Below are 22,659 nucleotides of genomic sequence, written 5' to 3' on the forward strand. Positions count from 1 at the left end.
ATTACCCTTCCGTTTAAAAAACAGGAGGATTTTTAGATTTAAATCCGCTATCATTTTCCACAAATGGATTTATTTTTTCAAAAAACGATTGGAGGATACTAAATTGCCACAACCAAAATTTTATTTGAACGTCTCCCTCGCGACATGTCTCGCGTTGACCCCTGGCCTGCTCGGTCTCGGTGCCGAACCGGTCTTGGCCAAACCGTCCGTCAAACAAAGCGTGAACACGACGGACAAACACGAGAAGTTACGTGTCGTCGTCGAACTCGTCGGTGCCCCGGCAATCGATCAAGCGAAAAAGAAAGGCAAGAAATTCAATGAATTGACGAAGACCGAGAAAGATGGCGCCCAAAAGGTCGTCAAAGCCGAACAAAAGAAAGCAAAAGCGGCCATCTCGAAAAAAGGCGTTAAAGCCGTGACGCTTGAAGAGTTCACAACCGTCTTCAACGGGTTCAGTACGATGCTCACAGCGACAGATGTCAAAAAAGTCGAGGCGTTACCTGAAGTTGCGCACGTCCACGTCGTCAATGAGTACGAACGTCCAGAAGTCAAACCGGATATGGTCACGAGCAACGGCATGGTCCAATCGCAACAGACGTGGGGCGACTATGGCTTCACGGGCGAAGGCACGATCGTCGCCGTCATCGATACAGGCGTCGACGCCGACCATCGCGACTTCCGTCTTACGGATGATTCGAAGGCTGAGTTATCGCAAACCGAAGTCGAGACGGCCGTCAGCACGTTCGGCATGCCAGGAGCCTACATAAACGAGAAAGTCCCTTATGCCTATAACTATTATGATGAGAACGATGACATCCGTGACGATTCGCCTGGCGCCTCGATGCACGGCATGCACGTCTCCGGTACCGTCGCTGCTAACGGTGATGAAGCCGCGGGTGGATTGAAAGGTGTCGCTCCTGAGGCACAAGTGCTTGGGCTCAAAGTATTTAGTAACGACCCGAACTACGCTTCGACATATGGCGATATTTACATTAAAGCCATCGATGACGCCATCAAACTTGGGGCGGACGTCATCAACATGAGTCTCGGATCAACGGCCGGATTCGTCGACGCCGACTCACCGGAACAACAAGCCGTCCAACGTGCCGTCGACAACGGTGTCTTCATGTCGATTTCGGCTGGGAACTCGGCCTACTTCGGGAACGGTTATGACCTTCCATACGCCAACAACCCGGACACGGGCGTCGTCGGTGCCCCGAGTGTCAGCTCGGCATCGACATCGGTTGCATCGCTTGAGAACGATCAAATCCAATTGGACGCGTTCTCGGTCAAGTCAGGCGACAACACCGATAAAATCGGTTGGAAAAAACAAGACGGTCCCGCCTTTACACAAGGAGACTATGAACTCGTTTACGTCGGCGACGGGCAACCGAGCCAGTACGTCGGAAAAGATGTCAAAGGGAAAATCGTCCTCGCCGTCCGTGACGGCAGTTACTTCTATTCGAACATTCAGCAGACGGCCGAAGCGAACGGCGCGGCCGGTGTCATCGTCCGCGGTGCTGTCGGTCACGGCGACTACGTGAGTATGGCCTTGTCAAACCCGCAAGTCCCGATGGCCTCGCTCAGCATCAAGGACGGAAACGCCTTGCAACAACGTCTCCTTGCGGGCGAACAGATGACAATCGGCTTTGCCGGCGATCGACTCAGCGTCGTCAACGGTGCGGCCGGTCAGCTCTCGAACTTCACATCATGGGGCATGACGCCAAACCTTGACTTCAAACCAGAGATCTCGGCACCAGGCGGACAGATCTTCTCGACGTTGAACGATAACCAGTACGGCTTGATGAGCGGTACATCGATGGCTGCACCACACGTTGCCGGTGGAGCCGCCCTCGTCCTCGAACGCGTTGACCGCGACTTCAACTTGACAGGCACGGCACGTGTCACGATGGCGAAGAACTTGCTTATCAACACGTCAAAAGCTGTCACGGATATCGGACCGCTCAACAAACAGTTGCAACAAAACCTTCCGTACACGCCACGTCGCGGTGGAGCAGGTCTCATGCAATTGCATGCTGCCGTTTCGACACCAGCGATCGCGTACGAGAAGAAAACGAAAGAAGCAAAAGTCGCGCTCAAGGAATTGAACCGCAGCAAAGCCACGTTCACACTCGTCGTCGAGAACTTGTCGGATAAGGCCGTGTCGTATAACGTGTCTTCGTCACTCCAGACCGACCTCGCCATCGAACAGACAGCTGGACTCGTTCAGAACGCGATGGAAGCACAAGCACTCGAGAATGCAAAAGTGACGGTGAATGGCAAAAAAGTTCACACGGTCAAAGTGAAACCAAATCAAAAAGTTGAATTGAAAATCGCGCTCGACGTCTCGAAAGCGAAAGTGCTCAATCCGAAAACGCTCGACGGCCTCGTACCGGCGAAAGACGTCTTCGAGAACGGTTACTTCGTCGATGGATTCGTCCGCTTGACGGACGTCAACGGTCCTGAGGGCAACCCGTCACTCGTCGTACCGTTCGTCGGTTTCGAAGGAGACTGGGGCAAGGCACCGATCTTCGATGCCTCCATCTATGAAGACGGCTCGTTCTATGAAGTATCAGGCATGGTCGACCAGACAGGAAACTATCTCGGTTCGAACCTTGACAAGTCTGTCGATGCCGACGCGATCGCCTTCTCACCAGACAAAGATGGCTCGAAAGATGCTGCCGTTCCGGTGTTCTCGTTGCTCCGTAACGCCAAGGACGTCAAGTATCGCATCGTCGACGAGTCAGGTAATGTCGTCCGGACGTTGTTCCAAGATGAAGAGCTTCGTAAAAACTACTTTGACGGCGGTGCCAACACGCCTTATTACTACTCGGCCGCTTACACATGGGATGGTCAGTTGAACGGCAAACCAGCCCCGGCCGGCAAATACTTCTATGAAATCGAAGGCAGCATCGACTACATGAAGAAACAAGCACAGACGCTTCGCTTCCCGGTCAAAGTCGATTATACGGATCCGACGTTCACGACGAAATGGCAAGGGGACAGCTTGGCCGTCCAAGCGAAAGATGAATTCTCTGGAATCCATTCGGTCGAGTACTTCTTGAACGGGAAATCTGTCGCCAAGCAAACTGATGGCAAAGCCTATACGTTCACAGGCGTCAGTGACGCCGATCAAGTCAGCGTTCGCGTCGTCGATCACGCCGGCAACAGCACAACGAAGACGGTCGCTTACTCGACAGACGCGGATAAGCCTGGCGTGTTCGTGAACGCCCCGCTCGCTTTGACGCCATACGCGACATCGGTCGTCCCGGTCGCTGGAACGATTCAAGACGCATCTGCGATCCAGTCGTTCCAAGTCGACGGTGTTGACGTGCCGCTCACATGGGACGATGCGAAGAAAGAACACGTCTTCAACACGACGCGGACGTTCGCGGACGGTGTCCATAAGTTGCGGTTCGTCGCGGAAGATGCGGCAGGCAACGTCGCCAACTTCCAACGCGCGATTTTCGTGGATACGACACCAGCCAGCATCGAACTTGGAAAACTGCCGAAAAAGATCGGTAAAAAACAAACGTCGGTCGACGTCGCTGTGACGGTGAAAGACAACTTCGACGAAGTGAAACTCGTCGTCAACGGTGACTTGAAATTCAGCCAGGCGCTGAAAGCCCCGTATGAGATGCGTTCATTCGCGAAAACACAGACGGTCACACTTCCTGTGACGTCAGGTGAGAACACGTTCACGTTCGAGGCGACCGACCTCGCCGGTAACGTGACGACGAAGACGATCACACTCGTCAAAAAATAAGTGGAAGGGCTCGCGTCTTGGATGCGAGCCCTTTATCTTTCCACAAAAGATAGCTCTCGCATGTGCGAGAGCTATCTGTATGGTGTATCAATTCAATTCAAGGGCGAAGGAAATAGCTGAGAGCGCATAGAGCGGAGCCGTTTCCGAACGCAAGATACGCGGACCGAACGCACAAGGTACGGCACCCGCCTCGATCCAACCGGCCACTTCCGCTTCATCGAAGCCGCCTTCTGGACCAACGAGAAGCAGGAGCTTCGAGCCCGGTCGAGCGGATGTCAACACCGTCGCAAACGCGGAACCCTCTCCGTGTTTGGCCACCTCTTCGTACGCGAGAACGACCGCATCATATGCATTGAAACGAGCCGTTAGCTCTTTTGGGGTGAGATAAGCACATGTCGGGACGACGGCGCGGTACGACTGTTCGGCCGCCTCCTGCATGATTTTTTGGAGCCGTTCCAGCTTTTTCGGCACCTTCTTGGCGTCCCATTTGGCGACCGAGCGCTTCGACTCGAACACCAACAGATGATGCATACCGAGCTCGGTGCCTTTTTGGGCAACGAGTTCGACTTTATCCCCTTTCGGGATCGCGTAGGCGAGCGTCACGTCAACCGGCAGTTCGGTCGTCGCTTCCCGCTTCTCGACGACGCGTGCCGTACCGGACTTCTTATCGAGCGTCACCACTTCGGCCACGTATTCAAATCCGGTCCCGTCCAAGAGCACGAGTTGATACCCAGGACCTCCCCGAAGCACTGTGCCGATGTGATGCACGACGTCGGACGGCAATTCGACGAGATCGCTTCCAAACGCTTCACGTTGTAAAAAGTATCGTTGCATGGCTTACCCTTTCTTCGCGATGATGGCGACCCAATCTTCCATGACCCGTGTCTCTTCAATCGCGAATCCAGACGCCTTGAGCGCTTCCGTCACTTCGGCGCGCTTCTGTCCGATGATGCCCGACGTGATGAAGTAACCGCCCGACTTGACGCGTGCGTACGCGTCATCGATGAACAGCATGATGACGTCGGCCAAAATGTTGGCGACGACGAGGTCGTACTCGCCCGTCATCCCTTTCAGCAGATCTCCCGTCTTCACGTCGACGACGTCTTGGGCATCATTCGTCTCGACGTTTTGACGCGCCGATTCGACGGCGACCGCATCCAAATCAAGCGCCTCGACACGTTCGGCGCCAAGCTTCGCCGCGGCGATGGCGAGTACACCGGATCCGGTACCGACATCGATCAAGCGGTCACCCGGCTCAATATAATTCTCGATTGCTTGAATACACAGCATCGTCGTCGGATGCGTGCCCGTCCCGAACGCCATGCCCGGGTCAAGCAAGATGACGTTCTCTTCAGGTTGCGGCTCATAATCTTCCCAGAGCGGGACGATCGTGAGATGTTGCGAGATTTTGACGGGCTTGTAGTATTGCTTCCACGAATGGGCCCAGTCCTCTTCGTCCATCTCGACGACCGTCACTTCGCCGGTGCCGATGTCGAGCATATGACGCAACCCGTCCACTTCTTTTTTGAACGCGGCGAGGGTGTCTTGGAAATCACCCGACGCCGGGACGTACGCTTTCACGTAGACGCCGGACGTCGGATACGATTCGCGTCCCGAAACGTCCCAAATCTCTCCGAAATGGTCTTCGGCCATCATCTGGTCGTAGTCCTCGACGTCCTCGATGACGACCCCTTGTGCCCCCACTTCATGTAATAAGTTCGATACGGCTTCGACTGCCTGCTGTGTCGTGTGGACACAAATTTCAGACCATTTCATCGTTTCACACGCTCCTTTTACTGGCTAAAAAACTTCTTCATTTTTTGGAACAGGCCGTGCTGTTCTTCGACGCCTGCTTCCCCGCTAATCTCTTCGAACTCACGAAGCAGTTCTTTTTGACGGTCGGTCATGTTCGTCGGCGTCATGACGACAATATTGACGTACTGGTCGCCGTTGCCGCCGCCGCGGACGCTCGGCATCCCTTTGCCGCGCAAGCGGAATTTCGACCCGGTCTGCGTGCCGGCTGGTACTTTTAGGCTCACCTTGCCGTGGACGGTTGGCACTTCTAGCTCGGCACCGAGTGCTGCTTGTGCGTATGTGACCGGCATCTCCATCGTGATGTGTTGGTCGACCCGTTCAAAGATCTCGTGGGCCCGGACGCGGACGACGATGTATAGGTCACCGGCTGGCCCGCCGTTATAACCTGGGCCGCCTTTACCGGAGAGACGGATTTGTTGGCCGTTGTCAATCCCGGCTGGAATCTTGACTTCGACTTGCTTCTGTTTCTTGACGTGGCCAGAACCATGGCACGTTTCACATTTTTCTTTGATCGTCTTCCCGCTGCCGTGACATTGGCTACACGTCCGCTGGTTGACCATCCGCCCGAGAATCGTGTTCTGTTCAACCGTCTCGACGCCGCTACCGCCACAACGGCCACACGTCTCTGGTTTCGTCCCTGGTTTGGCACCGCTGCCCATGCACGTGTCACATTCCACTTCGATCTCGAGGTCGATTGTTTCCGTCTTACCGGTCACGCTCTCCATGAAATCGAGATCGACGACGTATTGATAATCTTCGCCGCGACGTGGAGCGTTCGGGTCTTGACGACGTCCGCCGCCACCGAAGAACATGTCAAAGATGTCACCAAAGCCACCTTGGAAGTCGCCACCGCCACCGAATTGGCTGGCCCCTTCAAAACCGAAGCGGTCATACTGGGCCCGTTTCTGCTCGTCTGACAGCACTTCATACGCTTCTCCGAGCTCTTTAAATTTATCGGCCGCATCCGGCTCTTGGTTGATGTCTGGGTGATATTGTCGTGCGAGCTTACGATATGCCCGCTTGATGTCTTGTGCCGAGGCCGATTTATCCAGGCCAAGCACTTCATAATAATCTCGTTTCGCCACGTTACTCTCTCCTCTACACTGTCTAAACTAAGATTCTACCGAATCTACCTTAACATGGAAAGAGCCAAAGCAGAAACCTGCTTTGGCGCTCTCCTATCTATCGGTTGCCTTATTTACGATCGTCGAGGTCTTCAAACTCCGCGTCGACGACGTTGTCGTCTTTCGCTTCCGTCTGTGTCTCGGCACCTTCAGCACCTTGCTCTTCAGCCATGTTCGCATATACTTTTTGCGTCAATTCTTGAACGACGTTTGACAATTCGTCTTTCGCCGTACGGATTGCTTCGAGGTCTGTGCCTTCGAGTGCTGACTTGGCTTTTTCTTTCGCCGCTTCAGCACGTTCTTTGTCAGCCGCATCGACTTTGTCGCCAAGGTCTTTGATCGCTTTGTCTGTCGCGAAGACGAGTTGGTCCGTTTCGTTGCGGAGTTCGGCTTCTTCTTTACGCTGTTTGTCCGCTTCTGCGTTCGCTTCCGCTTCTTTTACCATGCGCTCGATTTCAGCCTCATCGATACCTGAAGACGATTGGATCGTGATCGACTGCTCTTTGTTCGTACCGAGGTCTTTCGCCGATACGTGAACGATTCCGTTCGCATCGATGTCGAATTTGACTTCGATTTGCGGCACACCGCGTGGTGCCGGCGGGATGTCCGTCAATTGGAAGCGGCCGAGCGTCTTGTTATCCGGCGCCATCGGGCGTTCCCCTTGGAGGACGTGGATGTCTACGGCCGGCTGGTTGTCAGCTGCCGTCGAGAAGACTTGTGATTTCGAAGTCGGGATCGTCGTGTTACGGTCAATCAACTTCGTCATCACGCCACCCATCGTCTCGATACCGAGCGAGAGCGGAGTCACGTCGAGAAGGACGACGTCTTTGACGTCACCAGCGAGGACACCACCTTGGATGGCTGCACCGAGAGCAACAACTTCATCCGGGTTGACACCTTTGAACGGCTCTTTTTTCGTGAAGTCGTGAATTGCTTTTTGGACCGCTGGGATACGTGTCGAACCACCGACGAGGATGATCTTGTCGAGGTCAGATGGTGTGAGCCCAGAGTCTTTCAAGGCACGGCGTGTCGGTTCCATCGTGCGCTCGACGAGGTCGGCTGTCAACTCATCGAATTTCGCACGCGTGAGCGTCGTTTCAAGGTGAAGCGGACCAGCAGCTCCGGCCGTGATGAACGGAAGGCTGATGTGTGCGCTTGTCACGCCTGAAAGGTCTTTCTTCGCTTTTTCAGCTGCGTCTTTTAGACGTTGGAGCGCCATCTTGTCTTGTGCGAGGTCGATGCCGTTCTCTTTTTTGAATTCAGCTACGAGGTAGTCGATGACTTTTTGGTCAAAGTCGTCACCGCCGAGACGGTTGTCCCCTGCAGTAGCCACAACTTCGAAGACACCATCGCCAAGTTCGAGGATCGACACGTCGAACGTACCGCCACCGAGGTCATAAATCAAGATTGTGTGGTCTTCACCTTTGTCGAGTCCGTAAGCGAGTGCTGCTGCCGTCGGCTCGTTGATGATCCGCTTGACATCAAGTCCAGCGATTTTCCCTGCGTCTTTCGTCGCTTGACGCTCGGCATCGTTGAAGTAGGCAGGAACAGTGATGACCGCTTCTGTTACTGACTCACCGAGGTAGTCTTCTGCATCTTTTTTCAATTTTTGTAAGATAATCGCCGAAATTTCTTGCGGCGTGAACTTCTTGCCATCGACTTCTACTGTATGAGCCGTACCCATGTGACGTTTGATCGACTGGATCGTGTTCGGGTTTGTGATCGCTTGACGTTTCGCGACTTCTCCGACTTGACGTTCTTCCCCTTTGAAGGCGACGACAGATGGTGTCGTACGGTTCCCTTCCGCGTTCGAGATGACGACCGCTTCGCCACCTTCCATCACTGCCACACATGAGTTCGTTGTCCCTAAGTCAATTCCGATAATTTTACCCATTGTCTATTCCTCCATCTAATTAAGTAATGTTATTCTGAGACTTTTACCATGCTCGGACGAATGACGCGCCCGTGCATCGTGTATCCTTTTTGAAGCTCCATCGTCACGATCCCTGATTCGAACTCATCGCTCGGCTCTTGCATGACCGCTTGATGATAGTTCGGGTCAAACGGCTGTCCGACCGCTTCGATCGCTTCGACGTTCTCACCGTTCAAGACGTCGAGCAATTGGCGGTGAATCATGTCGACACCGGCTTGAATCTGCTTGGCGTCGTCCGAATTCGCTTCGACTTGGAGCGCACGCTCAAAGTTGTCGATGAGCGGGATCAATTTCTCGACGACCGTCTGCGACGCGAATTTCACGCGTTTCGCGTTCTCTTCGTTCGTCCGGCGTCGGAAGTTGTCAAAATCCGCACGGATGCGGAGCTCGCTCGCCTTGAGCGCGTCGATTTCTTTTTGTAAATCCGTCCCCTCAGAAGTTTCTTCCACAAACTCATCATTTGAAACCTCTTCAGCTTCGACTGTTTCCGTCTGTTTCGGATCAAAATCTTTTTCTTCGAGCACTTCTTCTGGCTCTGGCCCATTCTGTTTGTCAGTTGTCATAATGAGGCTCCTTTCCATCACTCTTCTAATTTCGTTCGCCTGAGCGCCTCAATGATTTGTCCCATCATCTGAACCCCGTGTCGATAATCCATCCGGGTCGGTCCGATCATCGCGATCGTCCCGAACGTCTGACCGTCGAGCGTATAGTCGGACGTGATGACGCTACAATTTTGAAGCGCGACGATGCCATTCTCGCTTCCAATGCTCACATAAATCTCGCGGTTTGGCAACGATTCGAGCCAGTCGGTCAACCGCTCCTGCTCGTCGATCCATTCAAGGAACGGACGCAACGTATCAAGCGTCTGGAACTCAGGTTGGTTGAAGATGTTCTTCTTCCCGCCTAAGTAGAGCGAAGCAGGATGTTGGACGCCGACGGTCGATTGAATGAGTTGCATCATGAACTCGAATTGTTCCTGATGCGCGAGTCGAAGCTTGGACACTTCTTCTCCGATCCGGAACTTCAGCTGACCGAGTGGAGTTCCTTTCAGACGATCGTTCAAGAAGCGGATCGTCTGTTCGACCAGGTCCGGCGCCATCGGAGAGTCGAATACGACCGTCCGATGTTCGACGTGGCCCTGGTCGGTCACGATCAAGACAACGCCACGCCTTTCGTCGAGCGGCATCAAATCGATCCGGGCCAGCCGATTCATCTGGCTGTTCGGACCGAGCGCCACCGTCGTATAATTGGTCAGGTCAGAGAGTAGGTCGGCGGCTTGACGGATGAGCACTTCCGACTCTTGGGCCGAGGCACGTAGCCGCTCGCCAAGGCGATACGTCTCCCGCTCGTCGATGATTTTCGTCTCGACGAGATGGTCGACATAATACCGATAGCCGACTTCGGACGGGATGCGTCCGGCCGACGTATGCGGCTTTTCAATCAGACCCATATCTTCTAAATCAGCCATGTCGTTCCGAATCGTCGCCGAACTGAATGACAAGTCATCCCGCTTCGATAACGTCCGCGAACCGACTGGTTGGGCCGTTTGAATATAATCATCAATGATGGCTCGTAAAATGAGCAATTGTCTCTCTGTCAGCACAACGTCACTCCTCTCTGAAGGATTGGCCTCGCTTTATTAGCACTCATATTTACTGAGTGCTAATTACACTTCAAATATTATCATGTTCTCCATATTTGTCAATTCATTCGCATCATTTTTTCCAGTCCCATAGAGCCTTCCGGTATGCATGTTTCTTCAAGTTTCGGTATGATACGAATTGAGGTGATTAGATGTTTACAACACAACAATTTAACGTATTCACGCAAGACGGACTCGATGCCCGCATGGCAGGCATCCGCTCTGAGATTCAACCGCTGTTCCATCGTATCTATGAAGAGGTCGGTCCCCAACTCGAGGCCGATGTCGGTGTCCCGCTTTACTTGCATGTCGCCAAACATGCCCGTCGGACGGTCAATCCACCGAAAGACACGTGGATGGCGATCGGCCATGACAAACGCGGCTATAAGAAGCATCCCCATTTCCAAGTCGGATTATTCGACGACCGGGTCTTCATCTGGCTCGCGTTCATCTATGAGATGCCGAACAAAGAAGCGATCGGCCGTCGACTCATGACGATCGACTTCAAATCAGAGTTCCCGGACTTCCATATCGCCGGGGATCATATGAAAAAAGACGCGTTCTTAGTCGAGGAGTCGTCAGCTGAATCGATCGAGGCGATCACAGAACGGTTCGCGACGGTGAAGAAAGCGGACTTCTTGATCGGTCGTCAACTTCCGGCCGATGCGTCGATTCTGCAAAACGAAGCCGCGTTCCTAGCGCTCGTCGAGGATACGTTCAGCCGGCTCATGCCGATTTACCGCGATCTTGTCTTATAACCAAAACAAGGGCGAACCCAATCCGGGTTCGCCCTTGTTTGTTATGACATCGATGTCTGTTCCGGTGAGTCGCTCATCCGTGCCTCGCCGATGAAGGCAGCGAACGCCTCGTTGGCGAGCGGGAGCCCAGATTCGGTCAAGCGGACGTGTGTGTCCGTCGTCTCGATCAACCGTTTTGCCTCGAGTTCCGACAAGACATGCCCGAATACCGAACGCATCGACACACCATACTTCGACTCGAACGTCGCAAACGACACGCCTTGGCGCATCCGGAGTCCGAGGAACAGTTCCTCTTCCATCTTCTCGACCGTCTCGAGCATCGTCGTATTGCGAACCGGCAGCCCTTCCGCCTTGATATAGTGCGGAATCGGCGCGATGTTCGCTCGACGCTCCCCGTTCAAATAACTGTGCGCCCCGGCCCCGAAGCCATAATACTCTTCGTTGCGCCAGTACACTTGGTTATGACGGCTCTCCCGTCCTTTGAGGCTATAGTTCGAAATCTCATACTGTTTCAAGCCTCGACGTTCGAGCGTCTCCATCACTTTCAAGTACATCTCGACTTCGATGTCCTCGCCCGGGAGGCGCAACTTCCCTTTCCGCTCTTGAATCGCGAACACGGTGTGCGGCTCGAGAATCAACGAATAGGAAGACACGTGTTGGATTGGGAGCTTGAACGCCAAATCGAGGTCGCGCTCGATCTGTTCGAGCGTCTGTTCCGGCAAGCCGAACATCAAGTCGATCGAGATGTTATCGAATCGCTTCGCCGCTTCCGTCACGGTCGCGAACACGTCATTGGCCCGGTGTGTCCGTCCGATTCGTTCGAGTCCACCGTCATCGAACGTCTGGACGCCGAAACTGACGCGGTTGACCCCTCCTTGTTTCATCGTATCGAGCTTCTCGGCGCTCACGAAGTTCGGATTTGCCTCGACAGAGTATTCGAGGTCCGGCGACGCGAGCGGGAGCAAGTGACGCGCGACCATGTCCATGAGTCGTTTCATCTGCGCCTCATTGAGGGCGGTCGGTGTCCCGCCGCCGATAAAGATCGTCTCAATCGTATCGGTCGGGTATTGTTCGAGCGAGAGTTTGATTTCTCGTTCTAATGCATCTAAATAGTCATCAACCGGTTGGTTCTTCAAGAACACCTTGTTGAAATCACAGTAATAACAAATATGTTCACAAAATGGAATGTGAAGATATACGGCTTTAGCCATGGCGGCCACCCCTTTCTTCTCTTCCATTTATAACGCTTTTCACGCCGGGACGCCACTCTGCACGTTCAATCGAACCGATGAATGAACAGACCGCTCTTCAATTTCGGTTCGAACCACGTCGATTTCGGCGGCATTTGACCGCTCTCGTCGGCGACGCGCATCAGCTCTTCCATCGCCGTGGCGTGACACGTCAACACGACGACGTCATCACGTTCAGCCAAGTCGGCGAGGCGCGCCGTGGCATCTTTGCCGCCGATGAAATCGATTCGTTTGTCCGTCCGTACGTCTTTGACATGGAAATACGGCTCGAGCACATCCCGTTGCAACGTCGCGACGTCGAGTGCCGTCGTCGTCTGCCGTTTTTTGAGCATAAAATGCTCGCCCCGGTAAGACAAACCGAACGTGCCCCGTTCGTTCGGGACGTGTAAGGCAGGCACCGATTCAATCTCATACGAGAAAGCTAAACCGTCAAGCAACGCTCTGACTTCTTCTGGCGCCACATCGTTCAAAATACGATGGTACGGCAAAATCGTCAGCTCATCGCTCGGGAACAAGACGCCGAGGAAGTGGTCCCGCTCTTGTTTCGATTCCCCTTCATGGATCGGGCTCCGTGCGACGACAGCTGCGGCTTTGGCCCGGTGATGTCCATCGGCGATATAGATGGCCGGAATGCTGGCCCCGAGCATGATGACGCGTGCTTGATGCTTGGATGGCACGGCATAGCCTTCATGGATGACGCCTTCACTGTCCTTGAAGGCGAACAACGCCTCTCCTGTCGTCGCGTCGTCCAAGATGCGACGCAACCCTTCGTCCGGGACGTGGCTCATCAAAATCGGGCCAGTGTGCGCTTTCGTCGCCGATACGTGCTCGACGCGTTCGCGTTCTTTCGCGGCACGGGTGTGTTCATGAATCTTGATGCGACCGGCCTCATAATCGGTCACCGAGAACGTGGCGACGAGCCCTGTCTGGACACGCCCTTGATCGGTGAGCCGGTAAACATAAAACCCATGTGTCCGCTCGGTCAATTCTGATTCATAGAGCCGTTCGAGCTCATGACGGGCTCTGCGTCCCCAGGCGTCGAGTGGCATGTCCGCCTTGAACAGTTCTGGTTTATCGACCGAAAGAAAAGAATCGGGACGCTGTTCGACGTCTTCACGCGCCTGTTCGACAGTGACGATATCGTACGGGGCGGCAGCGACCGCCTCGGGGTGTTTCGGCATATACGGGGCAAACGGTTTAAATACGACCATGGTCATTCCTCCTTAAAATTCGCGGACGCGCATGACACCCTCGATGTCATATAGGGCATGCACGGATAACGTCTCATGTTTATGGTTGTCGATGTCGATCAACGTATAGGCCACATCGTTGCGGCTTCGGTTGACCATATTATCGATATTGATGCCGTTTTCGGCGAGCCGGCTCGCGATTTGACCGACCATGTTCGGGACGTTCAAATGGAGCACGGCCAAACGCCGCTTGCCGACATACGGGAGCTCCGCGTTCGGGAAGTTGGCCGAGTTACGGATGTTACCGGTCTCTAAGTACAGTTTGAGCGTATCGACGGCTTGAATCGCACAGTTCACCTCAGACTCGTGCGTCGACGCCCCGAGATGCGGGAAGGCGACGACTTGCGGATGTCCGAGCAGCGCCTGTTTCGGGAAGTCGGTGATGTACGTCGCCACGTTCTCATCGAGCGCCTCGAGCAAATCGGAATCGTTCACGAGCTCACCACGGGCGAAATTTAAGATGGTGGCGCCCGGTTTCATCTGTTTGAACCACGTCGCGTCGATCATGTGACGCGTGTCATCGGTGAGCGGCATATGAATCGACAGGATATCGACATCGGCGAGCAATTCGCTCAACTGCTTCGCCCGCTTCACTTGTTGCGAGATGTTCCACGCCGCGTCGACCGATAAATGCGGGTCGTAGCCGACGACGTCGATACCGAGGTGGAGCAAGTCGTTGGCGAGCGACGCGCCGATCGCACCGAGACCGATGATCCCGACTCGCTTGCCTCTTAGCTCAGACCCGACAAAGCGCCGTTTCTCGTCTTCCATCGCCTGCTCGAGCGACGCCTGATCGGAAAACGTATGACCGTTGACCCAGTTCGCCCCTTCTAAAATCGGTCGGACCGACAACAGCATGCTGGCGAGCACGAGTTCCTTGACGGCATTCGCATTCGCACCCGGTGTATGAAACACGACGACGCCTTGACGAGCCAACCGTTCGAGCGGAATGTTGTTCACACCGGCACCGGCCCGGGCGATGGCCAGCAAATAGGGCGGGATGTCCGCGCCATGGACATCGTGACTCCGAATGATCCAGGCGTCGGCTTGCTCCGCATCATTGACGGCGTACTCGCTCGGTTCGAAGCGTCTTAGCCCGTCTTTGGCGATTTGGTTATACGTTTTTATATGAAACATCTTGTCCCTCCTGTTCAAACTCGTGCATCACGTCAATGAGACGCGTCACACCTTCAAGTGGCATCGCATTATAAAGGCTCGCTCGAAGACCCCCGACCGACCGATGACCCCCGAGCTCGATCAATCCGCGCATCTCCGCAAACTGCCGGAACGCTTCATCCGTCGCGTCATTTCCGCTCGTGAACGGGATATTCGTCAGCGACCGGTCCTTGCCGGAGACGAGCGCGTGAAATACCGGTGACGTATCCAAGGCGTCATATAACAGCTTACTCTTCTTTTCGTTACGGCGTTCCATCTCGTCGATGCCCCCTTCGGTCTCGACCCAAGCGAGAACCCGCTCAGCGACATATAAACTGAACGTCGACGGGGTGTTGAGTAGCGTGTCGACATGCTTGCTGTAAGCCAGATACGACGGCAAATCGCGCTCGGTGACCAAGTCACGACGGATGATGACAATCGTCAATCCGGCCGGACCGATATTTTTTTGGGCACCTGCGTACAAGAGACCATAGCGCTGTACATCGATCGCTTCCGCTAAAATGTTCGACGAGATGTCGGCGACGAGCGGGACGTTCGTATCCGGCAACGTCGTATAGCGCGTCCCTTCGATCGTATTGTTCAACGTCACGTGAAGATAATCCACATCCTGAATATGTTCCGGCCACTCCGGGATTGCGTCGTAGTTGGATGACGCTGAACTACCGACGACGATGACGTCACCGAAGTGTTTTGCGTCATTGATCGCTTTCTTCGACCATGTCCCACTGTCGAGATAGGCGAAGCGACCCGATTCCCGCAGGTTCATCGGCACCATTGAAAATTGAAGCGTCGCCCCACCTTGAAGGAACAGGACGGCGTAATCGTATGGAATCTGCATCAATCGCCGCAGTCTCGTCTCGAGCTGCTCGACGATCGTCGCGAACGTGTCGGAGCGGTGGCTCATCTCGACGATGGACACCCCATGTTTATAGGAAAGAAACTCGGCTTGCACTTCTCGTAAGACAGGTTCTGGCAATACGCCCGGCCCTGCTGAAAAATTATATATCGGCACCGCCACTCCTCCTCTATTTATCTGTAAGTGGGACTATTCCGTACCTGGCCCACCGAATCCTGCCAAATACGAAAAAAACGCCCTCATCCGTAGATAAGGGCGAACGATTATTCTTCGTCCATCGACAAGACGGACATGAACGCTTCTTGCGGCACTTCGACAGAACCAACCATCTTCATGCGCTTTTTACCTTCTTTTTGTTTCTCGAGCAATTTACGTTTCCGTGAGATATCGCCGCCGTAACATTTGGCGAGGACGTTTTTACGGAGCGCCTTGATTGTCGAACGGGCCACGATCTTCGTTCCGACCGCTGCCTGAATCGGCACTTCGAACTGCATACGCGGAATGAGCGCCTTCAATTTCTCAACGATGACCTTCCCACGTTCGTAGGCGAAATCGCGGTGCACGATGAAGCTGAGCGCATCGACAAGTTCGTTGTTGAGGAGGATATCCATCTTGACGAGGCGTGACGGGCGATAACCAATCAAGTCGTAATCAAGCGACGCATATCCTTTCGTGCTCGACTTCAACTGGTCGAAGAAGTCATAGACGATTTCACTGAGCGGGATGTCATACGTGATTTTGACACGCGTCGTATCGATATATTGCATGTCGATGAAGCTGCCGCGCTTCTTCTGACAAAGTTCCATGATGGCACCGACATAGTCGTTCGGTGTCATGATGGCCGCTTTGACGTAAGGCTCTTCAATCGACTCGACTTTTTGTTGTTCCGGCATTTTCGACGGGTTATCGACATGGATGACGTCGCCGGCCGTCGTTGTGACGTGATAGATAACCGATGGCGCCGTCGTGATCAAGTCGATCCCGAACTCACGCTCGATTCGCTCTTGAATGATTTCCATGTGAAGCATGCCGAGGAATCCGCTGCGGAATCCGAAACCAAGTGCTTGTGACGTCTCCGGCTCGAATTCGAGCGCCGCATCCGATAACTGAAGCCGTTCGAGCGCTTCACGTAAATCGTTATATTTGGCTGCATCGATCGGATACAGACCACAGTACACCATCGGGTTCATTTTCCGGTAGCCCGGGAGCTGTTCCGTCGATGGATTTTTAGCGAGCGTGATCGTATCACCGACGCGGACGTCGCCGACCGTCTTGATTGACGCCGATAACGTACCGACATCACCGACGTTCAGTTCCTTCACCGAGACCGGTTTCGGTGTCGAGACGCCGAGATCCGTCACGTCGAACGATTTGCCGGTCGACATCATTTGGACTTTGTCCCCGACTTTGACCGAACCGTTGACGATTCGGATCGAGGCGACGACGCCACGATAGGCGTCATAATACGAGTCGAAGATAAGTGCTTGGAGCGGTGCCGACGGGTCACCAGTCGGTGGTGGAACGAGTTCGACGACTTGCTCGAGAATCTCTTCAATCCCGATTCCCGCCTTGGCAGAAGCCGGCACAGCGTCACTAGCGTCAAGTCCGATCACATCCTCAATTTCTTGACGGACGCGTTCGACGTCAGCCGATGGCAAGTCGATCTTGTTGATGACCGGGATGATTTCAAGGTCGTTATCAAGCGCGAGATAAACGTTCGCGAGTGTCTGAGCTTCAATCCCTTGAGCCGCATCGACGACAAGGACCGCCCCTTCACAGGCTGCGAGCGAACGCGACACTTCATATGTGAAGTCGACGTGTCCCGGTGTATCGATCAAATGAAGGATGTACTCTTCGCCATCTTTTGCGGTATAGTTCAATTTAACGGCGTTCAATTTGATTGTGATCCCACGTTCCCGTTCGAGATCCATCGCATCAAGCGTCTGTTCTTTCATTTCACGCGCTGTGAGCGCACCAGTTCTCTCGAGAATCCGGTCAGCGAGTGTCGACTTCCCATGGTCGATGTGGGCGATGATGGAAAAGTTCCGTATTCTCTTCTGACGATTCTCTAATTCTTGTTTGTTCATATATGGGTTCACCTATCCTTCTCATGCATACCGTGTCATTATATCAAAATCCTAAGTTAATGTGTACGACCTACTACAACAATACCACATATAGTTTTCAGAATAATCATCAAGTGGTTGCTTTTCGAATAACCGTTTGCTACAATTGTGCTTGTTCTGTTGAATGATTACTTGAAGTAATGAGAACATACACTTTCTTGTTTCAGGAGGTGAAATAACATGGCAAATATCAAATCAGCAATCAAACGTGCAAAAACTTCTGAAAAGCGTCGCGTAGCGAACTCGCAAGAGAAAGCAGCAATGCGTACAGCAGTAAAACGTGTTGATACTCTCGTTGTAGAAGGTAACAAAGAAGCGGCTCAAGAAGCTTTCGTCCTCGCTACGAAGAAAATCGACAAGGCTGCAGCAAAAGGTCTAATCCACCAAAACAAAGCAGGTCGTGACAAATCACGTCTCGCAGCTCGCATCGCAGCTCTCTAATTAGAGACTAAAACGAAACAGCCGCCTCCATTAGGAGCCGGCTGTTTTTTCGTATTTCATCACATAATGGGGTCCAATCCCTGGAATGTCGAACGCGTCACCGACCGTCACCAATCCGTTCCGTTCATAGAACCGGACGGCGATCGCTCGAGCGTTGCACCACCACGAATCACTGACCGCTTCATGCAACGCCTGTAAAAAGGACGAGCCAATTCCTTGGCCAGCAAATGCCGGGTCCGTTGCCATCCCTCTGAGCTGATACGGCACCGTCTGGCCGTCGAAGTCACGCCCCACTTCCATCACGGTCGCAATCGACACGACACGACCGTCTTCGACCCAGGCATAGTGGCGTGTCGTCTCGGCGTCATCCCCTTCAAAATAACATGTCTCGACTGCCTGTCCCGGCCGTAACACTTCATGCCGGAGCGGAATCACGTCCACGAGTCTCACTTCCTGTAATCCCATGTCTTCACCTCACAGTAACGTTAATTGGCAGACGAGTGTGTCAAAGACGATTTGCTTGTCGCCCCGTCCCGTCTTCATCGCCTCGTCCGCATCGGCAATCATCGTCAGCGCCCGGGCGAGCTGGGCCTCTGAGAAATTCCGGCTCGCTTGTGAGGCGAGTTTTACCGTATATGGATGCGCCCCGATTTTCGAGGCGATCTGCTTCTCGCCATAACCTTTCTCCGTCAACTGTTTGGCCAGATACATATTCCGGTACTGCCGGGCGAGGAGCGACAACAGACCGATCAATTCCTGCCCCTGTTTCTCCAAATCCCGTACAAGCCGAAGCGCAGCATCCGCACGTCGGGCCACTAAAAACTCGGATAGCTGGAATACGTTATCCTCGAGCGTCCGCGGGACCAAGTCGTTGACAATCTCCATCGGGATGTCGGCGCCTTCACTCGCATAAAGTTGTAACTTCTCAAGCTCGCGCACGAGTTTTCCCCAATCGTCCTGACAGAGGAACAACAGACGCTCGACGGTCGCCCGCTCCATCTTTTGACCACGACGATTCAATTCGTCGCCGACGTAACGCATTAATTCGGATTGGCTCGGTTTTTTTGCTTCGAGGACGATGGCCCGTTCTTTCAGGCGTTTGACAACTTTTTTTCGTTCATCGAGTTTTTCCGCTTCAATGACAAAGACGAGCACAGAGTAAGGCGCCGGTTGTAAGACGTATTCCGTCAAGCGCTCAACGTTTTGTTTCTGCTTTTCTTTCGCCCCCGTCAAAAACTGGGCATGTTTGACGATGACGGTCCGATACTCACTGAAAAAAGGTACCGTCTCCGCTTCATCAAGCGCCGTATCGAGTGACGTCTCGTGCAAGTCGAGCTGCATGACATCAAATTGATCACCAGACGGGTTGGCGGCTTTGATGACCGCCCGTTCCCACGTCTCTAGTAAATATTTCTCTGTCCCAAATAGGACGTACACGTTCGACAACTTTCCGTTATGCAGCCACGGTTCATTCAAAACACACACCACTTTCACAATTTATTCTTATCTAAACATAGATTATCCTTCACTGATTCGCTATACTTAGGACGGAACCATTTCAAGGAGGGACTCACTATGCATATTAACTCTGTTCGCCCACAAAGCGAAAACCCGTTCGAGAACGACGTGCAGTGCAAACGTAACGATGCCATCGATTCAGCAATCGGCTTCATCGTCCCGTTCGGCTTTTTCTTCACCATCTTCGCGATCGGTGTCCTCATCAAGTTCTTGAGCTTATAAGTCAGTCAGAAAGCGATTGCCCGGGGGAGCAATCGCTTTTTTAGTTTATCATAGTTTTTCATGGCGGTACTGCCTTCGTCACAATCCCGCGACAGCGATTTCGTTCACAGACGACCATACCGTCCTCATCGGTCCGCAATAACCGTCTGCCTTCGATTCGCTCTAATGTGTCGGGGTGGGGGTGACCGTAGCGATTGTTCGCTCCAACACTGACGACAATCCATTCCGGGTCGACCCGCTCGATCAACTCATGACTCGAGGACGACTCCGCCCCGTGATGCCCGAGCTTGAACACATCGACGTCAACGGTCGGAATCATCTCTTCCCGCGTGTCCGGCAAATCCCCGGTCAATAAATACGATAGGCCCCCTACTTTCATGAACAGTGACACCGAGTTCGCATTCTCATCCTCTCCTGACTCGTCCGGGGCGACGACCCACATCCACGGGTACGGCCTGTCCCCGCTCGACAGGAGCCGGATCGGGACTTGATAAGCCGCCAGCTCGGCCAGTAACTCGTCTCGTTTGCCTTGATCCGCTACTTCCGCCGAGAGCCACACCTCATCGACTTCGATGGACGAGAGCAAACCGGACAGTCCACCGACATGATCATGATCGGCATGGGTAAGCAGCAAGAAATCGAGACGCGTCTCCCCTCGCTTCCATATGTACGGGGCGACGACATCCGCTCCCGGATCATACGTAGACCGTTTCGATTCCTTCGGGTCTTGAAACACTCCGCCGACATCGATGACCCCGGTCACATCACCATACTCGACGACGATGGCATCGCCCTGTCCGACATCTAGAAACGTGACGCGTGGCTGTTCGGTCCATTCCAACGAGACGTGAAGGAAGAAAAGGGAACTGATGGCCAGCGCCCAGCCCGTCCAGCGCTTCCATTCGAGTAAGATCAACCCACCCCACAGCACGGCAGCGAGCGTTACAGCGTGCCAAAACGTGAACTCGTGCAACGGGAGCCACGGCTGCCAGTCATGGTGCAGTTGGAACGTCCCGTTCAACCCGTCGAGGACCGGATAGAGGAGTGGTTCGGCCGTCGGTACGAGGTACGAGAGCAGTGTGATCGGGATGATGAACCAAGAGATCAACAGCCCGACGAGCACGTTATATACCGGTGCCAACATCGATAGAATTGGTTGCACGGGCCATAGGAAGATGAGACCGAACCATTGCGCATAGATGGCCAATCCAAACGGCCCCTTCCAAATCGACCGGGTCACGAGCAAAAATAGCGTCATCGCGACCGTCAATTGAAACCCTAGATTCCAGAACAGATAAGGTTGCACGGCGAGTAGCATCGCGGCACACCAACTCAGTAACCGAATCGGGTCACGGACACGGTAGCCGAACAGCGACAACCCGAGCAACAGATCGGCGACTAGAACGGCCCGTGCGACCGGTGGCGAAAACCCGGTCAGCCAGCCGAACAGCGTGACCGCGGCGATGATGAGTTGCGTCTTCGTCTCCTGACGAAACGGCAAACCGCGCATCAGCCAACGGAACGCCAAAACGAGGAGCGCGATATGTGACCCGGAGATGACGAGCAGATGAAGCAGACCCGTGACCCGGTAAGAGAACGAGGTGTCCTCATCGAGCAATCGGCTCTCCCCAAACAATAACGCCTCCATATATAGCGCCACATCTGGTCGATACGTTGCCTCGATTCTCGCGAGCTGCCGTTCTTTCCAGCGGAGCATCCGCCCAGCTATCCCGTCACTCGGACGACACGCCTCGATGGTGACGTCACTCCCTTTGAACGTCAGACCGGCTCCGAGCGCCCACGCCGACTCATTGAATCCGCCCGTATTACGCAGCGGTGCGAACGGGATGTGCGTGAACGTGACGAGGCACGTCTCTCCGGGACGACCGAGTGCGAGGTCACGACCGGTCAACACACCTTCCGTCCCGTCGATTTGTCCATACAGCCGCGCTGATAGTCCGTTGTCCCGCCGGCTCTCGATGGCGAACAGATAGGGCCCCTCCTCCGGCAACGGTTCGGCGTCAGGACGTACGAACACGAACAGAACGAGCAGGACGGCGCCGATATGCGCATAGACGGATTGACCGCGACAGGTGAACGCGATGGCGACAGTCAACAGGAGGCAGAGGGCGACCGACCCGTACATCCCGGCAATGAATAGGCTGATCGGCAATAGTGGATACAGCGGCATGTCACGGGACCAATAAATAACCTTCCATGCTTTCTAACGTCTTCTCCCCGAATCCTTTGACGTTGCCAATCTCTTCGTATGACTTGAACGGCCCATGTTGTTTCAAATGATTGAGAATCGCCTCGGCTTTGGCCGGGCCGATGCCCGGTACGGTCATCAGTTCGTCCTTCGTCGCACTGTTAACATGGACCCCGTTCGTCCCCCCGCTCGCCTCTTCAGCGGCCGGCACAACGACCGTCTCTCCTTTTTTCGGGACGCTCACTTTCGTTCCATCGACGAGCAATTGGGCCAAGTTCAATTGTTCGGGGTCGGCCTCATCCGTCAAGACAGCGAGTGACAACACGTCACCGACACGCGCCCCTTGTGGCATCGTATACATGTCCGGTGCCTCGACCGCCCCGGTCACATAGACGACGATTTCGGTCGGGACGCTCGGCTCGACTTCCGGTTCGGGTGTCGCAACGAACTGTTCGACCATCGGCGTCTCCGGTTCTTTCGAATAAAACATATAGCCCACCCCGATAAACAGTCCGATCAGCAGCACGACGACATATCGTTTCCACTTCTCCATACGTCCCCTCCTCGAGCGAG

At 54.0% G+C, this 22,659-nt stretch carries 19 protein-coding genes; 4 read left to right on the top strand and 15 right to left on the bottom strand.

The window, feature by feature from the left end; translation table 11 throughout:
• Window positions 1–103: 103 nt before the first annotated feature.
• The gene (locus KNP02_RS00690) at window positions 104–3,766 is read left to right on the top strand and encodes a S8 family serine peptidase (RefSeq protein ID WP_214706255.1); all 3,663 of its coding nucleotides are present in this window, start codon (window positions 104–106) and stop codon (window positions 3,764–3,766) included.
• Window positions 3,767–3,853: 87 nt separating this feature from the next.
• On the opposite strand, the gene KNP02_RS00695 is transcribed toward KNP02_RS00690, so the two are convergent.
• The 6 genes from KNP02_RS00695 to hrcA all read right to left on the bottom strand — a co-directional run bounded on the left by KNP02_RS00695 (window position 3,854) and on the right by hrcA (window position 10,241).
• Window positions 3,854–4,600, bottom strand: a complete 747-nt coding sequence (locus KNP02_RS00695; protein WP_214706257.1) for an RsmE family RNA methyltransferase — start codon at window positions 4,598–4,600, stop codon at window positions 3,854–3,856.
• A gap of 3 nt (window positions 4,601–4,603) precedes the next feature.
• A complete protein-coding gene (gene prmA, locus KNP02_RS00700) occupies window positions 4,604–5,542 on the bottom strand; it encodes a 50S ribosomal protein L11 methyltransferase (protein WP_214706264.1) in 939 nt (312 codons plus the stop codon).
• 17 nt (window positions 5,543–5,559) lie between these two features.
• Window positions 5,560–6,666, bottom strand: a complete 1,107-nt coding sequence (gene dnaJ, locus KNP02_RS00705; protein ID WP_034778138.1) for a molecular chaperone DnaJ — start codon at window positions 6,664–6,666, stop codon at window positions 5,560–5,562.
• 109 nt (window positions 6,667–6,775) lie between these two features.
• Window positions 6,776–8,599 (bottom strand): molecular chaperone DnaK, encoded by a 1,824-nt coding sequence (gene dnaK, locus KNP02_RS00710; protein ID WP_138859216.1) that lies wholly within the window; start codon window positions 8,597–8,599, stop codon window positions 6,776–6,778.
• 29 nt (window positions 8,600–8,628) lie between these two features.
• Complete coding sequence (gene grpE / locus KNP02_RS00715; protein ID WP_214706271.1) at window positions 8,629–9,201, bottom strand: nucleotide exchange factor GrpE; 573 nt, start codon at window positions 9,199–9,201, stop codon at window positions 8,629–8,631.
• Window positions 9,202–9,218: 17 nt separating this feature from the next.
• A complete protein-coding gene (gene hrcA / locus KNP02_RS00720) occupies window positions 9,219–10,241 on the bottom strand; it encodes a heat-inducible transcriptional repressor HrcA (RefSeq protein WP_034778141.1) in 1,023 nt (340 codons plus the stop codon).
• A gap of 191 nt (window positions 10,242–10,432) precedes the next feature.
• Here hrcA and KNP02_RS00725 point away from each other — a divergent pair, with 191 nt between their 5' ends.
• Window positions 10,433–11,038, top strand: a complete 606-nt coding sequence (locus KNP02_RS00725) for a DUF1054 domain-containing protein (RefSeq protein ID WP_034778142.1) — start codon at window positions 10,433–10,435, stop codon at window positions 11,036–11,038.
• A gap of 41 nt (window positions 11,039–11,079) precedes the next feature.
• Here the strand turns inward: KNP02_RS00725 and hemW are convergent, their stop codons facing one another.
• From hemW to lepA, 5 genes are all read right to left on the bottom strand, one after another.
• Window positions 11,080–12,249 carry a radical SAM family heme chaperone HemW gene (gene hemW / locus KNP02_RS00730; protein WP_214706278.1) on the bottom strand — a complete coding sequence of 390 codons (1,170 nt, stop codon included), beginning with the start codon at window positions 12,247–12,249 and terminating at the stop codon, window positions 11,080–11,082.
• A 65-nt stretch (window positions 12,250–12,314) separates the two neighbouring features.
• Window positions 12,315–13,499 (bottom strand): DUF1015 domain-containing protein, encoded by a 1,185-nt coding sequence (locus KNP02_RS00735; protein ID WP_214706280.1) that lies wholly within the window; start codon window positions 13,497–13,499, stop codon window positions 12,315–12,317.
• 12 nt (window positions 13,500–13,511) lie between these two features.
• Window positions 13,512–14,675 carry a 3-phosphoglycerate dehydrogenase family protein gene (locus KNP02_RS00740; RefSeq protein WP_214706282.1) on the bottom strand — a complete coding sequence of 388 codons (1,164 nt, stop codon included), beginning with the start codon at window positions 14,673–14,675 and terminating at the stop codon, window positions 13,512–13,514.
• A complete protein-coding gene (gene serC / locus KNP02_RS00745) occupies window positions 14,653–15,726 on the bottom strand; it encodes a 3-phosphoserine/phosphohydroxythreonine transaminase (RefSeq protein ID WP_214706284.1) in 1,074 nt (357 codons plus the stop codon). The genes KNP02_RS00740 and serC overlap by 23 nt, the downstream gene beginning before the upstream one ends.
• Window positions 15,727–15,833: 107 nt before the next feature.
• Window positions 15,834–17,657: a translation elongation factor 4 gene (lepA, locus tag KNP02_RS00750; RefSeq protein WP_034778150.1), complete on the bottom strand. Its 1,824-nt coding sequence runs from the start codon at window positions 17,655–17,657 to the stop codon at window positions 15,834–15,836.
• 219 nt (window positions 17,658–17,876) lie between these two features.
• Between lepA and rpsT the strand changes: the two genes are divergently transcribed.
• On the top strand, window positions 17,877–18,137 hold the full coding sequence (gene rpsT, locus KNP02_RS00755; protein WP_034778152.1) for a 30S ribosomal protein S20: 261 nt from the start codon (window positions 17,877–17,879) through the stop codon (window positions 18,135–18,137).
• A gap of 30 nt (window positions 18,138–18,167) precedes the next feature.
• Here rpsT and KNP02_RS00760 read toward each other — a convergent pair whose 3' ends face one another.
• Complete coding sequence (locus KNP02_RS00760) at window positions 18,168–18,602, bottom strand: GNAT family N-acetyltransferase (protein ID WP_034778154.1); 435 nt, start codon at window positions 18,600–18,602, stop codon at window positions 18,168–18,170.
• 9 nt (window positions 18,603–18,611) lie between these two features.
• Window positions 18,612–19,622 carry a DNA polymerase III subunit delta gene (gene holA / locus KNP02_RS00765; protein ID WP_353047330.1) on the bottom strand — a complete coding sequence of 337 codons (1,011 nt, stop codon included), beginning with the start codon at window positions 19,620–19,622 and terminating at the stop codon, window positions 18,612–18,614.
• 90 nt (window positions 19,623–19,712) lie between these two features.
• Here holA and KNP02_RS00770 point away from each other — a divergent pair, with 90 nt between their 5' ends.
• On the top strand, window positions 19,713–19,877 hold the full coding sequence (locus KNP02_RS00770; RefSeq protein WP_016508105.1) for a YqzM family protein: 165 nt from the start codon (window positions 19,713–19,715) through the stop codon (window positions 19,875–19,877).
• A gap of 58 nt (window positions 19,878–19,935) precedes the next feature.
• On the opposite strand, the gene KNP02_RS00775 is transcribed toward KNP02_RS00770, so the two are convergent.
• Both KNP02_RS00775 and KNP02_RS00780 read right to left on the bottom strand, forming a co-directional pair.
• Entirely contained in the window at window positions 19,936–22,068 is a 2,133-nt protein-coding gene (locus KNP02_RS00775; protein ID WP_214706294.1) for a ComEC/Rec2 family competence protein, read from the bottom strand.
• Window position 22,069: 1 nt separating this feature from the next.
• Window positions 22,070–22,639 carry a helix-hairpin-helix domain-containing protein gene (locus KNP02_RS00780; RefSeq protein ID WP_034778163.1) on the bottom strand — a complete coding sequence of 190 codons (570 nt, stop codon included), beginning with the start codon at window positions 22,637–22,639 and terminating at the stop codon, window positions 22,070–22,072.
• Window positions 22,640–22,659: the final 20 nt, after the last annotated feature.

This window comes from Exiguobacterium sp. s40, assembly GCF_018617905.1.
GTDB lineage: Bacteria > Bacillota > Bacilli > Exiguobacteriales > Exiguobacteriaceae > Exiguobacterium > Exiguobacterium mexicanum_A.